The 16,529-nt window shown below is 37.1% G+C and carries 25 protein-coding genes; 24 read left to right on the top strand and 1 reads right to left on the bottom strand.

All coding sequences use genetic code 11. The annotated features are described in order from the left end of the window. Positions 1 to 12: 12 nt before the first annotated feature. From rplX to rpsI, 23 genes are all read left to right on the top strand, one after another. Complete coding sequence (gene rplX, locus ADJ83_RS12935) at positions 13 to 324, top strand: 50S ribosomal protein L24 (protein WP_016204568.1); 312 nt, start codon at positions 13 to 15, stop codon at positions 322 to 324. Positions 325 to 351: 27 nt separating this feature from the next. Beyond that, positions 352 to 891 carry a 50S ribosomal protein L5 gene (rplE, locus tag ADJ83_RS12930; RefSeq protein ID WP_031537907.1) on the top strand — a complete coding sequence of 180 codons (540 nt, stop codon included), beginning with the start codon at positions 352 to 354 and terminating at the stop codon, positions 889 to 891. Between the two features lie 25 nt (positions 892 to 916). After that, complete coding sequence (rpsN, locus tag ADJ83_RS12925) at positions 917 to 1,102, top strand: 30S ribosomal protein S14 (RefSeq protein WP_009499044.1); 186 nt, start codon at positions 917 to 919, stop codon at positions 1,100 to 1,102. A 30-nt stretch (positions 1,103 to 1,132) separates the two neighbouring features. Beyond that, positions 1,133 to 1,531: a 30S ribosomal protein S8 gene (gene rpsH, locus ADJ83_RS12920; protein WP_016204570.1), complete on the top strand. Its 399-nt coding sequence runs from the start codon at positions 1,133 to 1,135 to the stop codon at positions 1,529 to 1,531. Between the two features lie 31 nt (positions 1,532 to 1,562). Beyond that, complete coding sequence (rplF, locus tag ADJ83_RS12915) at positions 1,563 to 2,099, top strand: 50S ribosomal protein L6 (RefSeq protein WP_031537908.1); 537 nt, start codon at positions 1,563 to 1,565, stop codon at positions 2,097 to 2,099. 32 nt (positions 2,100 to 2,131) lie between these two features. Further along, positions 2,132 to 2,494, top strand: coding sequence for a 50S ribosomal protein L18 (gene rplR, locus ADJ83_RS12910; protein ID WP_031537909.1), 363 nt, complete (start codon positions 2,132 to 2,134; stop codon positions 2,492 to 2,494). A gap of 24 nt (positions 2,495 to 2,518) precedes the next feature. Continuing rightward, on the top strand, positions 2,519 to 3,019 hold the full coding sequence (gene rpsE, locus ADJ83_RS12905; protein ID WP_016204573.1) for a 30S ribosomal protein S5: 501 nt from the start codon (positions 2,519 to 2,521) through the stop codon (positions 3,017 to 3,019). A 13-nt stretch (positions 3,020 to 3,032) separates the two neighbouring features. Next, complete coding sequence (rpmD, locus tag ADJ83_RS12900; RefSeq protein WP_031537910.1) at positions 3,033 to 3,215, top strand: 50S ribosomal protein L30; 183 nt, start codon at positions 3,033 to 3,035, stop codon at positions 3,213 to 3,215. A 33-nt stretch (positions 3,216 to 3,248) separates the two neighbouring features. Beyond that, entirely contained in the window at positions 3,249 to 3,689 is a 441-nt protein-coding gene (gene rplO, locus ADJ83_RS12895) for a 50S ribosomal protein L15 (RefSeq protein ID WP_031537912.1), read from the top strand. Next, positions 3,689 to 4,984, top strand: a complete 1,296-nt coding sequence (gene secY / locus ADJ83_RS12890; protein WP_031537913.1) for a preprotein translocase subunit SecY — start codon at positions 3,689 to 3,691, stop codon at positions 4,982 to 4,984. The genes rplO and secY overlap by 1 nt, the downstream gene beginning before the upstream one ends. Positions 4,985 to 5,045: 61 nt before the next feature. Beyond that, on the top strand, positions 5,046 to 5,696 hold the full coding sequence (locus tag ADJ83_RS12885; protein ID WP_031537914.1) for an adenylate kinase: 651 nt from the start codon (positions 5,046 to 5,048) through the stop codon (positions 5,694 to 5,696). A gap of 832 nt (positions 5,697 to 6,528) precedes the next feature. Continuing rightward, positions 6,529 to 6,747 (top strand): translation initiation factor IF-1, encoded by a 219-nt coding sequence (gene infA / locus ADJ83_RS12880; RefSeq protein ID WP_016204578.1) that lies wholly within the window; start codon positions 6,529 to 6,531, stop codon positions 6,745 to 6,747. A gap of 37 nt (positions 6,748 to 6,784) precedes the next feature. Beyond that, positions 6,785 to 6,898, top strand: a complete 114-nt coding sequence (gene rpmJ / locus ADJ83_RS12875) for a 50S ribosomal protein L36 (protein ID WP_000868344.1) — start codon at positions 6,785 to 6,787, stop codon at positions 6,896 to 6,898. A gap of 22 nt (positions 6,899 to 6,920) precedes the next feature. Next, a complete protein-coding gene (gene rpsM, locus ADJ83_RS12870; protein WP_031537915.1) occupies positions 6,921 to 7,286 on the top strand; it encodes a 30S ribosomal protein S13 in 366 nt (121 codons plus the stop codon). 22 nt (positions 7,287 to 7,308) lie between these two features. Further along, on the top strand, positions 7,309 to 7,698 hold the full coding sequence (rpsK, locus tag ADJ83_RS12865) for a 30S ribosomal protein S11 (protein WP_048717891.1): 390 nt from the start codon (positions 7,309 to 7,311) through the stop codon (positions 7,696 to 7,698). 172 nt (positions 7,699 to 7,870) lie between these two features. After that, positions 7,871 to 8,815, top strand: coding sequence for a DNA-directed RNA polymerase subunit alpha (locus ADJ83_RS12860; protein WP_048717889.1), 945 nt, complete (start codon positions 7,871 to 7,873; stop codon positions 8,813 to 8,815). Between the two features lie 57 nt (positions 8,816 to 8,872). After that, positions 8,873 to 9,235 carry a 50S ribosomal protein L17 gene (gene rplQ, locus ADJ83_RS12855; RefSeq protein ID WP_048717887.1) on the top strand — a complete coding sequence of 121 codons (363 nt, stop codon included), beginning with the start codon at positions 8,873 to 8,875 and terminating at the stop codon, positions 9,233 to 9,235. Positions 9,236 to 9,816: 581 nt separating this feature from the next. Then, positions 9,817 to 10,656 carry an energy-coupling factor ABC transporter ATP-binding protein gene (locus tag ADJ83_RS12850; RefSeq protein WP_048717885.1) on the top strand — a complete coding sequence of 280 codons (840 nt, stop codon included), beginning with the start codon at positions 9,817 to 9,819 and terminating at the stop codon, positions 10,654 to 10,656. Then, complete coding sequence (locus ADJ83_RS12845; protein WP_031540204.1) at positions 10,632 to 11,504, top strand: energy-coupling factor ABC transporter ATP-binding protein; 873 nt, start codon at positions 10,632 to 10,634, stop codon at positions 11,502 to 11,504. Before ADJ83_RS12850 ends, ADJ83_RS12845 begins: the two co-directional genes overlap by 25 nt. Further along, on the top strand, positions 11,504 to 12,298 hold the full coding sequence (locus ADJ83_RS12840) for an energy-coupling factor transporter transmembrane component T family protein (protein ID WP_048717883.1): 795 nt from the start codon (positions 11,504 to 11,506) through the stop codon (positions 12,296 to 12,298). Before ADJ83_RS12845 ends, ADJ83_RS12840 begins: the two co-directional genes overlap by 1 nt. Positions 12,299 to 12,309: 11 nt before the next feature. Next, on the top strand, positions 12,310 to 13,050 hold the full coding sequence (gene truA / locus ADJ83_RS12835) for a tRNA pseudouridine(38-40) synthase TruA (RefSeq protein ID WP_048717882.1): 741 nt from the start codon (positions 12,310 to 12,312) through the stop codon (positions 13,048 to 13,050). A gap of 302 nt (positions 13,051 to 13,352) precedes the next feature. Then, complete coding sequence (gene rplM, locus ADJ83_RS12830) at positions 13,353 to 13,790, top strand: 50S ribosomal protein L13 (RefSeq protein WP_016204587.1); 438 nt, start codon at positions 13,353 to 13,355, stop codon at positions 13,788 to 13,790. A gap of 22 nt (positions 13,791 to 13,812) precedes the next feature. Next, complete coding sequence (gene rpsI / locus ADJ83_RS12825; RefSeq protein ID WP_016204588.1) at positions 13,813 to 14,205, top strand: 30S ribosomal protein S9; 393 nt, start codon at positions 13,813 to 13,815, stop codon at positions 14,203 to 14,205. A gap of 118 nt (positions 14,206 to 14,323) precedes the next feature. Here the strand turns inward: rpsI and ADJ83_RS12820 are convergent, their stop codons facing one another. Then, entirely contained in the window at positions 14,324 to 15,037 is a 714-nt protein-coding gene (locus ADJ83_RS12820) for a site-specific integrase (RefSeq protein ID WP_053094371.1), read from the bottom strand. Positions 15,038 to 15,192: 155 nt separating this feature from the next. On the opposite strand from ADJ83_RS12820, the gene ADJ83_RS12815 reads away from it, so the two are divergent. Continuing rightward, complete coding sequence (locus tag ADJ83_RS12815; RefSeq protein WP_081836520.1) at positions 15,193 to 16,413, top strand: ISL3 family transposase; 1,221 nt, start codon at positions 15,193 to 15,195, stop codon at positions 16,411 to 16,413. The last annotated feature ends 116 nt before the right edge of the window (positions 16,414 to 16,529 follow it).

The raw sequence follows: 16,529 nt of genomic DNA, 5'->3' as shown, positions 1-16,529 counted from the left end.
AGGTGCGAAAAGATGCATGTAAAAAAAGGTGACAAAGTAATGGTCATCTCTGGTAAGGATAAAGGTAAAACAGGTGTTGTTCTTGCTGCATTCCCTAAGAAAGATCGTGTGATCGTTGAAGGGATTAATATTGTTAAGAAGCACTCTAAGCCATCCCAGTTGAATCCACAAGGTGGAATCAATGACCAGGAAGCCGCTATTCATGTATCCAACGTTATGCCTATCGACCCTAAAACTGGTGAACCTACTCGTGTAGGATCAAAAACGGTTGATGGTAAAAAAGTTCGCGTAGCGAAAAAATCCGGTGAAATTCTAGATAAATAGTTCAAATGAAGAAGGGAGGTACAATGAATGAACCGCCTAAAAGAAAAATTTGTTAAAGAAACTACTCCTGCTCTTATGAGCAAGTTCAATTATAAATCAGTTATGGAAGTTCCAAAACTGGAAAAAATCGTGGTTAACATGGGCGTTGGTGATGCTGTAGCGAATGCTAAAGCATTAGACGTTGCTGTTGAAGAATTAGCACAAATTACTGGTCAAAAACCATTAATCACTCGTGCGAAAAAATCAATCGCAGGTTTCCGTCTACGTGAAGGAATGCCAATCGGAGCAAAAGTTACTCTTCGTGGAGAACGCATGTATCAATTCCTTGATAAACTTGTATCTGTTTCTCTTCCACGTGTACGTGACTTCCGTGGTGTATCTAAAAAATCATTTGATGGTCGCGGTAACTACACTTTAGGTGTAAAAGAACAATTAATTTTCCCTGAAATTGATTACGATAAAGTAAACAAAGTAAGAGGAATGGATATTGTTATTGTTACAACTGCAAACACAGATGAAGAAGCTCGTGAACTGTTAACTCAATTTGGAATGCCGTTCCAAAAGTAATCTCTAATTAGAGGGAGGCGAAGATGTGGCTAAGAAGTCAATGATTGCGAAACAAAAACGCACGCCTAAATATAAAGTACAAGAATACACACGTTGCGAACGTTGTGGTCGTCCACATTCTGTGTACCGTAAATTTAAGCTTTGCCGTATTTGTTTCCGCGAATTAGCGTATAAGGGACAAATTCCTGGTGTGAAAAAAGCTAGCTGGTAAAACCCGATATTGGGAAGGAGGTAAATACAAATGGTTATGACAGATCCAATTGCAGATTTGCTTACAAGAATCCGTAATGCGAATATGGTTCGTCACGAAAAATTAGAAGTTCCTGCTTCTAACATCAAAAAAGAGATCGCCGAAATTTTAAAGCGTGAAGGTTTTGTACGTGATGTAGAATATATCGAAGACAACAAACAAGGTATTATCCGCATTTTCTTAAAATACGGTTCAAGCAACGAGCGTGTAATAACTGGACTTAAAAGAATTAGTAAACCTGGTCTTCGTGTTTATGCGAAAGCAACAGAAGTACCTCGTGTATTAAACGGTCTTGGAATTGCATTAGTTTCTACTTCTCAAGGAGTACTTACTGATAAAGAAGCTCGTGCGAAACAAGTTGGCGGAGAAGTATTAGCATACGTTTGGTAATAATAGGTTTAATGAATGGAGGTGCAACTAAATGTCTCGTGTAGGTAAAAAACCAATCGAAGTACCAGCAGGCGTTACAGTTACTATTGATAAAAGTACTGTAACGGTGAAAGGTCCTAAAGGTGAATTAACTCGTACTTTTAATTCTGATATTGCGATCAACTTAGAAGAAAACGTGATTAATGTAACTCGTCCTTCAGATGTGAAGGAACATCGTGCATTACATGGAACAACTCGCGCATTGTTATCAAACATGGTTGAGGGTGTTTCAAAAGGCTTTGAAAGAGGTCTTGAATTAATCGGTGTCGGGTACCGTGCTCAAAAACAAGGAAGCAAACTTGTGTTGAACGTAGGTTACTCTCATCCAGTAGAAATCGAACCAGAAGCTGGTATTGAAATCGAAGTACCATCTGCTACGAAAGTAGTTGTAAAAGGAACTAGTAAAGAGCGTGTTGGAGCACTTGCTGCTAACATCCGTGATGTTCGCCCACCAGAACCTTATAAAGGTAAAGGTATCCGTTATGAAGGCGAATATGTACGTAGAAAAGAAGGTAAAACTGGTAAGTAATGCCGCATAGGTAAACGAAAGGAGTGACCTAAATGATTACGAAGGCTGATAAAAATCAAGTCCGTAGAAAAAGACACGCACGTGTGCGTTCTAAACTTAGCGGAACTGAAGCTCGTCCTCGTTTAAATGTGTTCCGTTCAAACAAACACATTTACGCTCAACTAATTGATGATGTTAAAGGTGTAACAATCGCAAGTGCATCTTCATTAGATAAAGAGCTTAACCTTGAATCTACTGGTAATTTAGAAGCTGCAGTTAAGATCGGTGAATTAGTAGCGAAACGTGCAGTAGAAAAAGGAATTAAATCAGTAGTATTTGACCGCGGAGGATATTTATATCATGGTCGCGTTAAAGCTTTAGCTGATGCTGCTCGTGAGAACGGCCTAGAATTTTAATAGACAAAGGAGGGACATAAAAAGATGCGTCGTATTGATCCAAACAAACTTGAACTTGAAGAACGCGTAGTTACAGTTAACCGTGTAGCGAAAGTTGTTAAAGGTGGACGTCGTTTTCGTTTCTCTGCTCTAGTAGTAGTTGGGGACAAAAATGGTAACGTTGGTTTTGGTACTGGTAAAGCTCAAGAAGTACCAGATGCTATTCGCAAAGCGGTTGAAGATGCGAAGAAAAATCTTATTGAAGTACCAATGGTTGGTACAACAATTCCACACGAAATTATCGGACATTTCGGAGCTGGTGAAATCCTATTAAAGCCTGCTTCAGAAGGTACTGGGGTTATCGCTGGTGGTCCAGTACGTGCTGTGCTTGAACTAGCTGGTGTAGCTGATATCTTATCTAAGTCATTAGGTACAAACACACCAATTAACATGGTTCGTGCTACTTTAGACGGTTTAAAACAATTAAAACGTGCTGAAGACGTAGCAAAGTTACGTGGAAAATCAGTAGAAGAACTGTTAGGATAAGGAGGGAAATTAGATGGCAAACAAACTGGAAATTACCCTCACTAAAAGCGTAATTGGTCGTCCGCAAGACCAACGCGAAACAGTTAAAGCTTTAGGATTACGTAAAGTAAATCAAACAGTTGTTCAACAAGATAATGCTGCTATTCGCGGTATGATCAATAAAGTATCACATCTTGTAACTGTATCAGAAAATTAAAAATCATTCTTCTTCAAATAAGGAGGTGCCAAAATGAAACTTCATGAATTAAAACCTGCAGAAGGTTCTCGTCAAGAACGCAAACGCAAAGGGCGCGGTATCGGTTCAGGTAATGGTAAAACTGCTGGTAAAGGTCATAAAGGTCAAAATGCACGTTCAGGTGGGGGTGTAAGACCAGGATTCGAAGGTGGTCAAACTCCTTTATTCCGTCGTTTACCAAAACGTGGTTTTACTAATATCAACCGTAAAGAATACGCTATTGTTAATTTAGATACTCTAAATCGTTTTGAAGATGGAACTGAAGTAACTCCAGAACTTCTTATCGAAACAGGAGTTGTTAGTAACGAGAGAGCAGGAATTAAAATTCTTGCAAAAGGCAACGTAGAGAAAAAGCTTACTGTTAAAGCTCACAAATTCTCCTCTGCTGCTAAGGAAGCTATTGAAGCTGCCGGCGGTCAAACAGAGGTGATCTGATGTTTAAGACAATCTCCAATTTTATGCGCGTGGGTGAAATAAGACGAAAAATCATATTCACCCTATTAATGTTGATTATATTTCGTTTAGGTACTTTTATTCCTGTACCTTATGTAAATGCAGACTTCTTAAAAGCACAAGATGCTTTCAGTGCCTTCGGAATTTTAAATACTTTCGGTGGTGGGGCACTTAAAAACTTTTCTATTCTTGCAATGGGGATCATGCCATATATTACAGCATCCATTATTGTAAGCTTATTACAAATGGATGTTGTTCCAAAATTTACGGAATGGTCAAAGCAGGGTGAGGCTGGGCGTAGAAAGCTGACACAATTTACGCGTTACTTTACAATCGTTCTAGCTCTTATCCAAGGCTTTGGTATGTCATATGGTTTTAATAATCTTGCAGGTGGTGCACTGATTACAAAACCTGGATTTGCATCCTATCTAGTTATTTCTATTGTATTAACAGCAGGAACTGCCTTTTTAATGTGGTTAGGTGAACTAATTACTTCTAAAGGTGTTGGAAATGGTATATCTATTATCATTTTTGCTGGTATTGCTGCAGGAATTCCTTCAATGGCTAATCAAATCTATGCACAGCAGTTTGACAATCCAGGTGATCAATTATTTCTCAATATTGTAAAGCTAGCTTTAATTATTATAGCTGTCGTTGCAATTGTAGTTGGGGTAATTTTTATCCAGCAAGCTCTTAGAAAGATACCGATTCAATATGCAAAAAGAATGGTAAATGGTAATAGCAGCGCAGGCGGACAATCAACACATTTACCGTTGAAAGTAAACTCTGCTGGTGTTATTCCAGTTATCTTTGCAGTTTCCTTCTTGGTAACTCCAAGAACAATTGCATCGTTCTTACCGCAAAATGACGTTACTTCCTGGATACAAAGAGTATTTGATTATACTCATCCAATAGGAATGATTATATATACAGTGTTAATTATTGCGTTTACTTATTTCTATGCTTTCATTCAGGTGAACCCAGAACAAGTTTCTGAAAACCTGAAGAAACAAGGTGGATATATCCCAGGTATTCGTCCTGGTAAAAGTACGCAAGAATATTTGTCACGTGTTCTATCTCGTTTAACATTAGTTGGAGCTCTATTCTTAGCCATTATTGCTATACTACCTGTATTTTTTATTAATATTGCAGGACTTCCACAATCTGCACAGATCGGTGGAACAAGTATTATAATTGTGGTTGGGGTTGCATTGGAGACAATGAAGCAATTAGAATCTCAACTAGTTAAACGACACTATAAAGGTTTTATTAAATAGTATAATTTAGGGGACGTTTGTCCCTTGAATTTTATGTAAGAGAACTTGAGGGGGAATACGCATGAATTTAGTCTTAATGGGGCTCCCTGGCGCAGGTAAAGGTACTCAAGCTGAGAAGATTGTCGAGAAATATGACATCCCTCATATCTCAACTGGCGACATGTTCCGTGCGGCTATGAAAGACGAAACAGAACTTGGACTTAAGGCAAAATCTTTTATGGATAAAGGTGAACTTGTACCTGATGAAGTTACAATCGGTATTGTTCGCGAAAGACTTAGCAAGGATGACTGTGAAAAAGGCTTTCTTTTAGATGGTTTTCCTCGTACTGTTCCTCAAGCAGAAGCTTTAGAAAATATTTTGTCTGATTTAAATAAGAAATTAGACTTTTGTATCAATGTTCAAGTGGATAAAGAGATCTTAATGGAGCGTTTAACAGGACGCCGCATTTGTAAAAGCTGTGGTGCAACCTATCATTTAGTATTTAATCCGCCATCTAAGCCAGATACTTGTGATCGTTGTGGCGGCGAATTATACCAACGTGCTGATGATAATGAAGCAACTGTTAAAAATCGCTTAGAAGTTAATATTAAGCAATCTAAACCATTACTTGATTTCTATGAGTCAAAAGGCTATCTTCGTAACATTAATGGTCAACAAGATATTAATAAAGTTTTCGTAGATCTTGATGCACTACTAAGTACTTTAAAATAAAAGTGACTTTTGCTTTGACTAATCTGTTATCTAGCATGGAAATGAATCAGAGATAATAAATAGAAGAATTGGGATGAAATGGCTGAGGAGTTTATTCCTAAACATGATGCATTTCCTTTTTTCAAAAGGTATAATAATTTTCATGGTTATATCTGTAACAAAAAAAGCATAACCGTGTTATTTTGACATGTTTATCTTCGTTAAAAGATTAATCAATTTAGATAATTGGTGCAGAGTATTTTGGATTTCATGGTAACTCCGCTTAAATTGCTTTTTTATCTAGTAGTGAAGAAGGTAATGTAACTATTATTCTTTCTATTATGACGATTGGTATTAGACCAGGTGTGCAAGTTGTCGAACGCTCTACGAAATCCTTTAAATACGAAATCTATGTGGCTTTTCAAGTGAAAACAAGTATGTAGTGGAAGATTTAAGGCTAGACTTTTGAAGGTGATTTATTTTTCTTGGAATTGTCTATACGTTGCATGCTTACTTCTATACGATAAGACACAAGCTGTTGATAGAATGTTCGTAAATCAAAGGAAAGATCATTTCTTTTCTATTAATGAATGATCTACCAAAGCTAAGTTTAGTTGGTAGCATTAAACTTATTATTATTTCTTCCCTATAAATATATTTTTTTATAATTAATAGCGGACGAAGTACCTATTCTTATGATATAATCAATTAGTTGCAGTTTAATGCAGTTTTATTATATTATAGGAGCAGTTCAGAGTAGTTTAATGTGCACGATCGTGTGACAAGAAGAGCTACACTTTGCTATATTAGTTAAGATGGATCTCGTATTTTTTATGGAAAGGAGAGATATTCGATGGCTAAAGACGATGTAATCGAAATTGAAGGCACAATCACTGAAACTTTGCCGAACGCCATGTTTAAGGTAGAATTAGAAAATGGTCATACTGTATTGGCTCACGTTTCTGGTAAAATCCGCATGCATTTCATCCGTATTTTACCTGGTGATAAAGTAACGGTTGAGTTATCTCCATATGACTTAACTCGCGGAAGAATTACTTACCGCTTTAAATAATCTGATTGCACTCCGTACTATCAAGGAGGTTAGGATAATGAAAGTTAGACCATCTGTTAAACCAATCTGCGAAAAATGTAAAGTTATCCGCAGACGTGGAAAAGTTATGGTTATCTGTGAAAACCCTAAACACAAACAAAAACAAGGTTAATAACAAGGAGGTGCGCATATAGATGGCACGTATTGCTGGTGTGGATATTCCACGTGAAAAACGTGTAGTAATATCTTTAACATACATTTACGGTATTGGAAAAAATACTGCACAACAAGTATTAGCAGAAGCAGGTGTTTCTGAAGATACACGCGTTCGTGATTTAACAGAAGATGAATTAAATAAAATTCGTGATATTATCGACCGCTTAAAAGTTGAAGGAGATCTACGTCGTGAGATTTCTCTAAACATTAAGCGTCTAATGGAAATTGGTTGTTACCGTGGTCTTCGTCACCGTCGTGGCTTACCAGTTCGCGGACAAAATACGAAAAACAACGCTCGTACACGCAAAGGTCCTCGTAAGACTGTAGCTAATAAGAAAAAATAATCGGTAAAGGAGGTACAATATAATGGCACGTAAAACTAATACACGTAAACGTCGTGTTAAAAAGAATATTGAGGCTGGTGTAGCTCATATTCGTTCTACTTTCAACAATACTATCGTAACTATTACAGACGTTCATGGAAATGCTCTTGCTTGGTCAAGCGCAGGCGCACTTGGATTCAGAGGTTCTCGTAAATCTACTCCATTCGCTGCTCAAATGGCTGCAGAAACTGCTGCGAAAGCATCTATTGAACATGGTATGAAAACTTTAGAAGTAACAGTTAAAGGACCAGGTGCAGGTCGTGAAGCAGCAATTCGCTCTCTTCAAGCTGCAGGTCTTGAAGTTACAGCAATTAGAGATGTAACTCCAGTTCCTCATAACGGTTGTCGACCACCTAAACGTCGCCGAGTTTAATTTTTCTGTATAAATTTTGTATCCTTGTCTATAATGGGATATGACTAAAACTTTTAGAACCCGTACAGATTTATTAACTAACCCAGTTGTTGTGCACAAGCGGGAACGTAAACATGGGGAATTTCGGTAAACCATACCGAGGTTTCGACGTTTTGAAGGAGGGTATATCTTGATGATCGAAATAGAAAAACCAAAAATCGAAACGGTTGAGATCAACGATGATGCCAAATATGGTAAATTCGTCGTAGAGCCACTTGAGCGTGGATATGGTACTACTTTGGGTAACTCCTTACGTCGTATTCTACTATCCTCACTGCCAGGTGCCGCTGTCACATCCATTCAAATTGATGGGGTACTTCATGAGTTCTCAACAATTGAAGGCGTCGTAGAAGATGTTACAGCTATCATATTAAATATCAAAAAACTAGCATTGAAGATATACTCTGATGATGAAAAAACTTTAGAGATTGATATGCAAGGTGCAGGGGTAGTCACAGCAGCTGATATTACACATGATAGTGATGTAGAGATCTTAAATCCAGATCTTCATATCGCAACTTTAGGCAGCAACGGAAACTTCCGTATGCGTTTAACAGCAAAGCGTGGTCGTGGGTACACACCAGCTGAGCAAAATAAGCGTGAAGATCAGCCTATTGGTGTAATTCCTATTGACTCTATCTTTACACCAGTATCTCGTGTTTCTTATCAAGTAGAGAATACTCGTGTTGGTCAAATGACTAATTATGATAAGTTAACTTTTGACGTTTGGACTGACGGTAGTACAGGTCCTCAAGATGCTGTTGCACTTGGTGCAAAGATTTTAACTGAGCATTTAAATATCTTTGTTGGTTTAACTGATGAAGCACAAAATGCTGAGATTATGGTAGAAAAAGAAGAAGATCAAAAAGAAAAAGTTCTTGAGATGACAATCGAAGAATTAGATCTTTCTGTTCGTTCTTATAACTGCTTAAAGCGTGCTGGTATTAATACCGTACAAGAATTAGCAAATAAGACGGAAGAAGATATGATGAAAGTTCGAAACTTAGGTAGAAAATCTCTAGAAGAAGTAAAACATAAATTAGAAGAGCTTGGATTAGGCTTAAGAAAAGATGACTGATTAGTCTCTTGACTATGTCTATAAAGCTTGTACTTTAACAAAAGGAGGGAATCTCACATGGGTTACAGAAAGTTAGGACGCACAAGCGCACAACGTAAAGCAATGTTACGTGACTTAACTACAGACTTAATCATCAATGAGCGCATTGAAACAACTGAAGCTCGTGCAAAAGAACTTCGTTCTGTTGTAGAAAAAATGATTACACTTGGTAAACGTGGAGATCTACATGCACGTCGCCAAGCAGCTGCTTATGTACGTCACGAGGTAGCTAACGCTGAAACAAAACAAGATGCTGTACAAAAATTGTTCAGTGATGTTGCTGCTCGTTATACTGATCGTCAAGGTGGTTACACTCGTATCATGAAAATGGGACCTCGTCGTGGAGACGGAGCACCAATGGTAATTATCGAGTTAGTGTAATAGGATTTAAAAGAAACTTAGGGTGCGGGACAGTTTATAATGTTATGAAACTTGTTCAAGTGCCCTTTTTCTTTAATTCTCGCTTTTTGATCAAGCCAAAATAGAGTGTTACGATGAGCATTTATTTTTATTAATGACTCGTCTAGCTCGTGCGCCTCTTCTTTCGATTCATCGTTCGAATGAGGTGCGGGCTTTTTTCATTTTTAATTAGGACTGCAGGGTGCTAAGAAGTGGAATACCATAAGATATATTTTAACAAGCATAGAAATAGGATATCAAAGATTATACAAATAATCTTATGTTAAACCAATTCAAAGCTCGCCCAATTGGCGAGTTTATTTTTTTATTATCTATGGTTTATGGTTAGTGAGAGTATCACCTCTTGCTTATGAAATTTCGTGAAAGATAGGTGGGAAATCTACTGTCCGTTTAGGTACGATTGCTTCAACTAATCATCAGTGAGGCTGTAGGAACTGCCCACTGATGTAAGTTTCATTTTATGTAACAATTTGTACTTTGATTATAAAGGTTTTATATATTATATTATCGATAATATCTAGTAAGTAAATGGTGGGGTTGTAATGGACCAAAAGATTTTAGTAAAGGTAGAAGATGTATCCTTTAAATATGAGGAGCAATTAGAGAACGCCCTTGATCATGTTTCTTTTCATGTTAATAGGGGGGAATGGGTTGCTATAGTTGGGCATAATGGTTCCGGTAAGTCTACGCTAGCTAAGTTATTAAATGGATTACAATTCTCTAATGAAGGTTCAATTATAATAGATAGTATTCCGATAACGGAAGATTCTGTGTGGGATATTAGAAAAAAGGTTGGAATGGTATTCCAGAATCCCGATAACCAGTTTGTTGGTACAACGGTTAAGGATGATGTGGCTTTTGGTTTAGAAAATAACGCAGTTCCAAGGAATGAGATGGTAACAAGAGTAGAAAGTTCTTTAGAAAAAGTTAAGATGTTATCTTTTCTTGATCAAGAGCCACATCATCTATCTGGTGGACAAAAGCAGAGAGTCGCTATTGCAGGAATTATTGCATTGAAACCTGAAATTATTATATTAGATGAGGCTACCTCTATGCTTGATCCGCAAGGAAGAGAAGAAGTTTTTGAAATCATGAGAGATTTACAAAAGGAAAATATGACGATTATCTCCATTACCCATGATTTAGATGAGGCTGCTAAAGCAGACCGTATCATCGTAATGAATAAGGGGAAAGTGTATAAAGAAGGAAGTCCTAAAGAAATTTTTAAGCTTCAGAAGGAACTTGTAGATATTGGTTTAGACATCCCTTTTACAATTAAATTAAGAGAAAGTTTAATGAACAAGGGGATTTCATTAGAAGAAGTATATTTAACAGAAGAAGAGTTGGTGACAGGCATATGGACATCTCACTTCAAAAAGTAGAGTATCGTTACCAGGAAAATTCGCCGTTTGAACGTTTAGCGATAGAGGATGTAAACTTTGACATTCCATCAGGAAGCTATGTAGCAATTATTGGCCACACTGGATCTGGCAAATCGACTATTTTACAGCATCTTAATGCTCTTATAACACCAACTAAAGGAACGGTCGTAATAGGTGACCGTAAAATTGAAGGTGGACAAAAGCACAAGAACCTGCGGAGTATACGGCAAAAAGTAGGTATTGTTTTTCAGTTTCCAGAACAGCAGCTGTTTGAAGAAACGGTTGAAAAGGATATTTGTTTTGGTCCTCTTAATTTTGGGATTTCAGAGTCGGAGGCAAAGAAAAGAGCAGAAAAGGCATTAGGAGAAGTGGGATTATCAAAAGAGTTCCTCCTAAAGTCTCCTTTTGATTTATCTGGTGGTCAGATGAGAAGAATTGCCATTGCGGGTGTTTTAGCAATGGAGCCGGATGTACTTGTTTTAGATGAGCCGACAGCTGGTTTAGATCCAAGAGGCAGACGAGAAATAATGGATATGTTTTACAAGCTTCATAAGGAGCGAAATTTAACGACCATTTTAGTTACGCATAGTATGGAAGATGCAGCACATTATGCTGATCAAATTGTTATTATGAATAAAGGGAAAGTTCATCGCCAGGGAACTCCGCTTGAGATATTTAGGGATGCAGAAGATTTGGCCACTATTGGGTTGAATGAGCCTGAGGTGGTTCGATTTCAAAAAAAAATAGAAGAAAAATTTGGAATAAAAATGGGACAAGTACATTTAAAGATGGAAGACTTCACAGAAGAGCTGGCAGTGTATTTAAAAAAGAAAGTAGGGAGTAGTTAATGGGAAAAATGATTATTGGCCGTTTTATTCCCGTTGATTCGCTATTGCATAGAATGGACCCCCGTTCAAAATTACTGCTTGTTTTTCTATTTATTTGCATTGTGTTTTTAGCTAACAATATTTGGAGCTATTCTTTATTAATTATATATGTAGGTACGTTAGTAGCTATATCTAATGTACCGATAAAGTATATTTATTTAGGATTAAGACCCATTTTTTGGCTAATTATCTTTACGTTTATCTTGCATTTATTTTTCACGAAGAATGGAGAGCTATTGTTTGAATGGGGATGGATTACCATTTATGAAGAAGGAGTGAGAATGGGAATTCTGATTTCGATTCGATTCTTCCTGCTTATTATTATGACATCCTTGCTTACGTTAACAACTACACCAATTGAGTTAACAGATGCAATTGAAACACTGTTAGGGCCGTTAAAGAAAGTGAAATTTCCAGTTCATGAATTGGCACTTATGATGTCTATTTCTTTGCGATTCATTCCAACTTTAATGGATGAAACAGAGAAAATTATGAAGGCTCAGATGGCAAGAGGAGTAGAATTTTCGAGTGGTTCTATTAAAAGCCGGATTCAAGCAATTATTCCTTTATTGATTCCTTTATTTGTTAACTCCTTTAAACGGGCGGAGGAGCTCGCTATTGCGATGGAAGCACGCGGTTATCAAGGTGGAGAAGGAAGAACAAAGTATCGTCAATTAGTATGGAATCCAATCGATACAATCATGATTATTATTTTGATTCTAGTAACAGCTTTGCTGTTTTTATTAAGAACATAGTGGAGAATAAGATGCAACGATACAAATGTACAATAAGCTATGATGGTTCAAATTATAGTGGTTTTCAGATTCAACCAAAGGATCGAACGGTGCAAGGTGAAATCGAAAAGGCTTTAAGAAAGCTTCATAAAGGGTTAGAGATAAAGATTCAGGCATCAGGTAGGACAGATGCTGGTGTTCATGCGAAGGGACAAGTCATTCATTTTGATAGCTCGCTTGATATTCCAGCAGAAAAATGGCCTATTGCACTAAATACCTTGTTGCCCCATGATATAGTAGTTGCTGATGCTGTGAGAGTGTCTGAAGCCTTTCATGCAAGATATAATGTAACAGCAAAAGAATACCGTTACTTTATTCAATTAGGGGAGCGGAGAGATCCATTTAAACGCCATTATGCCTATTATTATCCATATTCTCTAAATGTAGAGGCAATGAGAGAGGCACTTACCTATTTTATTGGAGAATATGATTTTACTAGTTTCTGCTCTGCTAAGACAGATAAAGAAAGAAAAGTAAGAACTGTAACTGGGGTAAAGTTAATAGAGGAAGAAAATATGCTAATATTTTCCTTCCGAGGGAATGGGTTCCTTTATAATATGGTGCGCATTATGGTTGGAACATTACTAGATGTTGGAAGAGGAAAGAAATCCCCACAGGATATCCCTGTGATTATTGAGAAAAAGGATAGAAAAGCGGCCGGGAAAACCGCTTCTGCGAATGGATTGTATCTTTGGAAAGTAATGTATGAATGAATGCCGTATATGTCCAGCCACAATTATAATTTCTATGAAGTTGGAATGCCAAAATAGCTTATTTATATGTAAAAATCATTATTTAGTAAGTGAAAATAAATAGAAAGATAATTTTTTTCTCATAACAACTAAACCTGGTGTAACATTCCCTTGACATATACTAGTCTAGGATATATCATAATATGGTATGTATTTTAATCCCACATTAAGCCCCGGAACTTAATTGTGTGAACATATAGACGTAAGAACAGAACATTCGTAATTTAAAAAAATTATAATTAAACATTTCAGGAGGGAAACTCATGCGTACAACGTTTATGGCTAATTCAAACACTGTTGATCGTAAATGGTACGTGATTGATGCTGAAGGCAAAACTTTAGGTCGTCTTGCTAGTGAAGTAGCATCAATTCTACGTGGTAAACATAAACCAACTTTCACACCTCATGTGGATACTGGTGATCATGTTATTCTTTTAAATGCTTCAAAAATCGAATTGACTGGTAAAAAATTAACTGACAAAATTTACTACCGTCACTCTATGCACCCAGGTGGATTAAAACAAAGAACAGCTTTAGAAATGCGTACTAACTATCCAGAGCAAATGTTAGAACTTGCAATCAAAGGTATGCTTCCAAAGAATTCTCTTGGTCGTCAAATGTATAGAAAATTACATGTATATGCTGGTAGCGAACATCCGCACCAAGCTCAACAACCAGAAGTTTACGAACTTCGTGGATAATTAATTAAGGGAGGTAAAACAAATGGCACAGGTTCAATATATCGGTACTGGTCGTCGTAAAAGCTCTGTTGCTCGTGTACGTTTAGTTCCAGGTGACGGACAAATCATCATCAATGGTCGTGAAATCGAAAGTTATATCCCGTTTGCAGCTTTACGCGAAGTTGTTAAACAACCATTAGTAGCTACTGAAACTACTGGAAGCTACAATATTTTAGTAAATGTTAACGGTGGAGGTTATACTGGTCAAGCTGGCGCTATCCGTCATGGTATCGCTCGTGCTTTACTTCAAGTGGATCCTGAATACCGTCCAACATTAAAGCGTGCAGGATTATTAACTCGTGACGCTCGTATGAAAGAACGTAAAAAATACGGTCTTAAAGGCGCTCGTCGTGCACCTCAGTTCTCAAAACGTTAATTTGTGGCGTTTCAAAGGCTCTTTCCATATTTATGGAGAGGGTCTTTTTTTATGTCTGAAAAGTGCTTTTGACCACACTTTGACCACGAAAATATTTTTGACCACATCTGACCACATCTCATAACTCAATATATCTTTGAAACTTTTGTGCAGTTTGCTCTTTTAGCGTATCTGTTACGTGTGTATAGATGTTCATCGTCATTTGTATATCAGAGTGGCCTAACCGCTCCTGAACCTCTTTTATACTGGCTCCTGCTTCGAATAAAAGGGAAGCATGAGTATGACGTAAACCATGTATTGTAATTTTGTGTAGGTTATGTTTTTTGATTAAAGCGGCCAGCTTTTCGTTTGGATAGGCTAACCGCATCGGAGAGCCATCATCCCTGTCAAAAACCACCTTGTTATTATTCAAATAACCTTTCCCGGCTAAATAAGCTTCATTTTGCTTTATACGCCATTTATTAAGCAGAGAGAGGGTTAGAGGATCCAAGCTAATTAAACGCTTAGATTCCCTTGTTTTGGACGTTTGGAAGATGAATTTACCATCATGATGAAATAACGTTTTGTTTAACCGTATGGAGCCAGCTTCGAAATCAATATCATCCCATGTAAGGGCTAAAATTTCTCCCTTGCGTGCACCGGTATAGATTAACAGATGAAAAAGTACATGATCTCGAAAATCTAATTCATGTTTCGTTATTGAAAGGAAATTACGTATCTCATCCTTTTTCCAATAATTCCGCTCATCCGTTTCATTATCCTCATTAATAATTTCATTTTGCTGTCTTGGTATGGTGACATGCTCTAATGGATTCCTTTCAATAATCTCCATTTTTAAAGCATATTTGAATACTTGGTTAGCCTGTATTTTTAGGCTCTATAATATTTGTTGGGGTTGTCCTACAATTTGTATGCAAAAAAATACACGCATACATCCAATTCTTTTATACTTGAATTGTCGAGAAACAAGTAAAGAAATGGAGATGCGTGTATATGAATTTTAACATTTCTATTCCAGGATTAAAAGATGTGCTGGTAAAAAACGTAGAAGAAGTAGGAGAATATATTCATGTTTATGTAGAGATGGAGCGTAAACCGCACTGTTGTCCAAAGTGTGGCAGTCAAACCAATCGAATTCATGATTATCGCATTCAAAAAATCAAACATTTGAAGTGGTTTGAACGAAAAACGCTGTTGTTCTATAAAAGAAGAAGATATGTTTGTGCTTGCGGAAAGCGATTCTCTGAAATGAACACGTTTGTAGAGTGTTATCAGCGTAGTACGATCGAATGGAACCAGGCAATTGCAATCAAAGCAATAAAAGGAAAAACATATAAAGAGACGGCAGAAGTTTATGGAACATCCCCAACAACAGTTGTTCGTCGTTTCGATCAAATAGCCAAAGAAGCAATTCATCCGGTCACAGAGCTGCCAAAAGTGATAGCTATTGATGAGTACAAAGGCGATACCAAGGAAGGGAAATATCAATTAATTATAGCTAATGGAATCACAAGAGAACCAATTGACATTCTTCCAAATCGGTATAAAAAAACGATTAAACGGTACCTTCAAAAACATGGAGCGCAAGTACAAATCGTAATCATGGATATGAGTCCATCCTTTAAAGCAGCTGTACAAGAAGCTCTGGGTAAACCAGTTATTGTAGCGGACAGGTTTCATTTTTGTCGATATATTTATTGGGCATTAGATAAGGTTAGGCGACGTGTCCAACAAAACTTTCATGCGTATGATCGTAAGAAGTGTAAGAGAATGAAACATGTCTTTCATAAAGCAAAAGATAAGTTAAATAATGAAGAACGTTGGCTTCTAGAGAGATATCTATCTATGTCGGAAGAATTAAAGCAGGCCTATGAACTGAAAGAAGCCTTTCGAGCATGGTTTACAAGGGCTAAAGAAATTGGAAGCACACAAATTAAGAAGGTCAAATATGAACTCGAACAACTTTTAATAAGATTTAAAACCGAAGGTATTTTAGAGATGTCTGATGTAATAAAGACATTCAAGAATTGGCAGACGGAGATACTCAACAGCTTTGTGTACAATTACTCAAATGGTTTTCTTGAGGGGATTAACAATTCCACCAAAGTAATCAAACGAAACGCATTTGGATTTAGAAGTTTTGAGCGCTTTCGTGCCAAGATATTATTAACACATCAATTTAAGGGAATTGGAATACATGTTGGATAAAAACTAGAGAATGAACATTTGTATGTTTGGAGGGTCTAAGACCTTCCAAACATACAAATGCCACCAAGCTTAAGCGCGGTAGCCTAGTATTTTACCCCAACAATTGACTTAGAACC

Origin of the sequence: Bacillus sp. 522_BSPC (genome assembly GCF_001076885.1) — a bacterium.
Lineage (GTDB): Bacteria > Bacillota > Bacilli > Bacillales > Cytobacillaceae > Niallia > Niallia hominis.
This window is presented reverse-complemented; position numbering and strand designations above follow the sequence as displayed.

What these genes read in the sequence shown, in the direction of transcription:
- rplX (WP_016204568.1), top strand. Translation starts at nt 13, where the DNA reads ATGCATGTAAAAAAAGGTGACAAAGTAATGGTCATCTCTGGTAAGGAT.
- rplE (WP_031537907.1), top strand. Translation starts at nt 352, where the DNA reads ATGAACCGCCTAAAAGAAAAATTTGTTAAAGAAACTACTCCTGCTCTT.
- rpsH (WP_016204570.1), top strand. Translation starts at nt 1,133, where the DNA reads ATGGTTATGACAGATCCAATTGCAGATTTGCTTACAAGAATCCGTAAT.
- rplF (WP_031537908.1), top strand. Translation starts at nt 1,563, where the DNA reads ATGTCTCGTGTAGGTAAAAAACCAATCGAAGTACCAGCAGGCGTTACA.
- rplR (WP_031537909.1), top strand. Translation starts at nt 2,132, where the DNA reads ATGATTACGAAGGCTGATAAAAATCAAGTCCGTAGAAAAAGACACGCA.
- rpsE (WP_016204573.1), top strand. Translation starts at nt 2,519, where the DNA reads ATGCGTCGTATTGATCCAAACAAACTTGAACTTGAAGAACGCGTAGTT.
- rpmD (WP_031537910.1), top strand. Translation starts at nt 3,033, where the DNA reads ATGGCAAACAAACTGGAAATTACCCTCACTAAAAGCGTAATTGGTCGT.
- rplO (WP_031537912.1), top strand. Translation starts at nt 3,249, where the DNA reads ATGAAACTTCATGAATTAAAACCTGCAGAAGGTTCTCGTCAAGAACGC.
- secY (WP_031537913.1), top strand. Translation starts at nt 3,689, where the DNA reads ATGTTTAAGACAATCTCCAATTTTATGCGCGTGGGTGAAATAAGACGA.
- ADJ83_RS12885 (WP_031537914.1), top strand. Translation starts at nt 5,046, where the DNA reads ATGAATTTAGTCTTAATGGGGCTCCCTGGCGCAGGTAAAGGTACTCAA.
- infA (WP_016204578.1), top strand. Translation starts at nt 6,529, where the DNA reads ATGGCTAAAGACGATGTAATCGAAATTGAAGGCACAATCACTGAAACT.
- rpmJ (WP_000868344.1), top strand. Translation starts at nt 6,785, where the DNA reads ATGAAAGTTAGACCATCTGTTAAACCAATCTGCGAAAAATGTAAAGTT.
- rpsM (WP_031537915.1), top strand. Translation starts at nt 6,921, where the DNA reads ATGGCACGTATTGCTGGTGTGGATATTCCACGTGAAAAACGTGTAGTA.
- rpsK (WP_048717891.1), top strand. Translation starts at nt 7,309, where the DNA reads ATGGCACGTAAAACTAATACACGTAAACGTCGTGTTAAAAAGAATATT.
- ADJ83_RS12860 (WP_048717889.1), top strand. Translation starts at nt 7,871, where the DNA reads ATGATCGAAATAGAAAAACCAAAAATCGAAACGGTTGAGATCAACGAT.
- rplQ (WP_048717887.1), top strand. Translation starts at nt 8,873, where the DNA reads ATGGGTTACAGAAAGTTAGGACGCACAAGCGCACAACGTAAAGCAATG.
- ADJ83_RS12850 (WP_048717885.1), top strand. Translation starts at nt 9,817, where the DNA reads ATGGACCAAAAGATTTTAGTAAAGGTAGAAGATGTATCCTTTAAATAT.
- ADJ83_RS12845 (WP_031540204.1), top strand. Translation starts at nt 10,632, where the DNA reads ATGGACATCTCACTTCAAAAAGTAGAGTATCGTTACCAGGAAAATTCG.
- ADJ83_RS12840 (WP_048717883.1), top strand. Translation starts at nt 11,504, where the DNA reads ATGGGAAAAATGATTATTGGCCGTTTTATTCCCGTTGATTCGCTATTG.
- truA (WP_048717882.1), top strand. Translation starts at nt 12,310, where the DNA reads ATGCAACGATACAAATGTACAATAAGCTATGATGGTTCAAATTATAGT.
- rplM (WP_016204587.1), top strand. Translation starts at nt 13,353, where the DNA reads ATGCGTACAACGTTTATGGCTAATTCAAACACTGTTGATCGTAAATGG.
- rpsI (WP_016204588.1), top strand. Translation starts at nt 13,813, where the DNA reads ATGGCACAGGTTCAATATATCGGTACTGGTCGTCGTAAAAGCTCTGTT.
- ADJ83_RS12820 (WP_053094371.1), bottom strand. Translation starts at nt 15,037, where the DNA reads ATGGAGATTATTGAAAGGAATCCATTAGAGCATGTCACCATACCAAGA.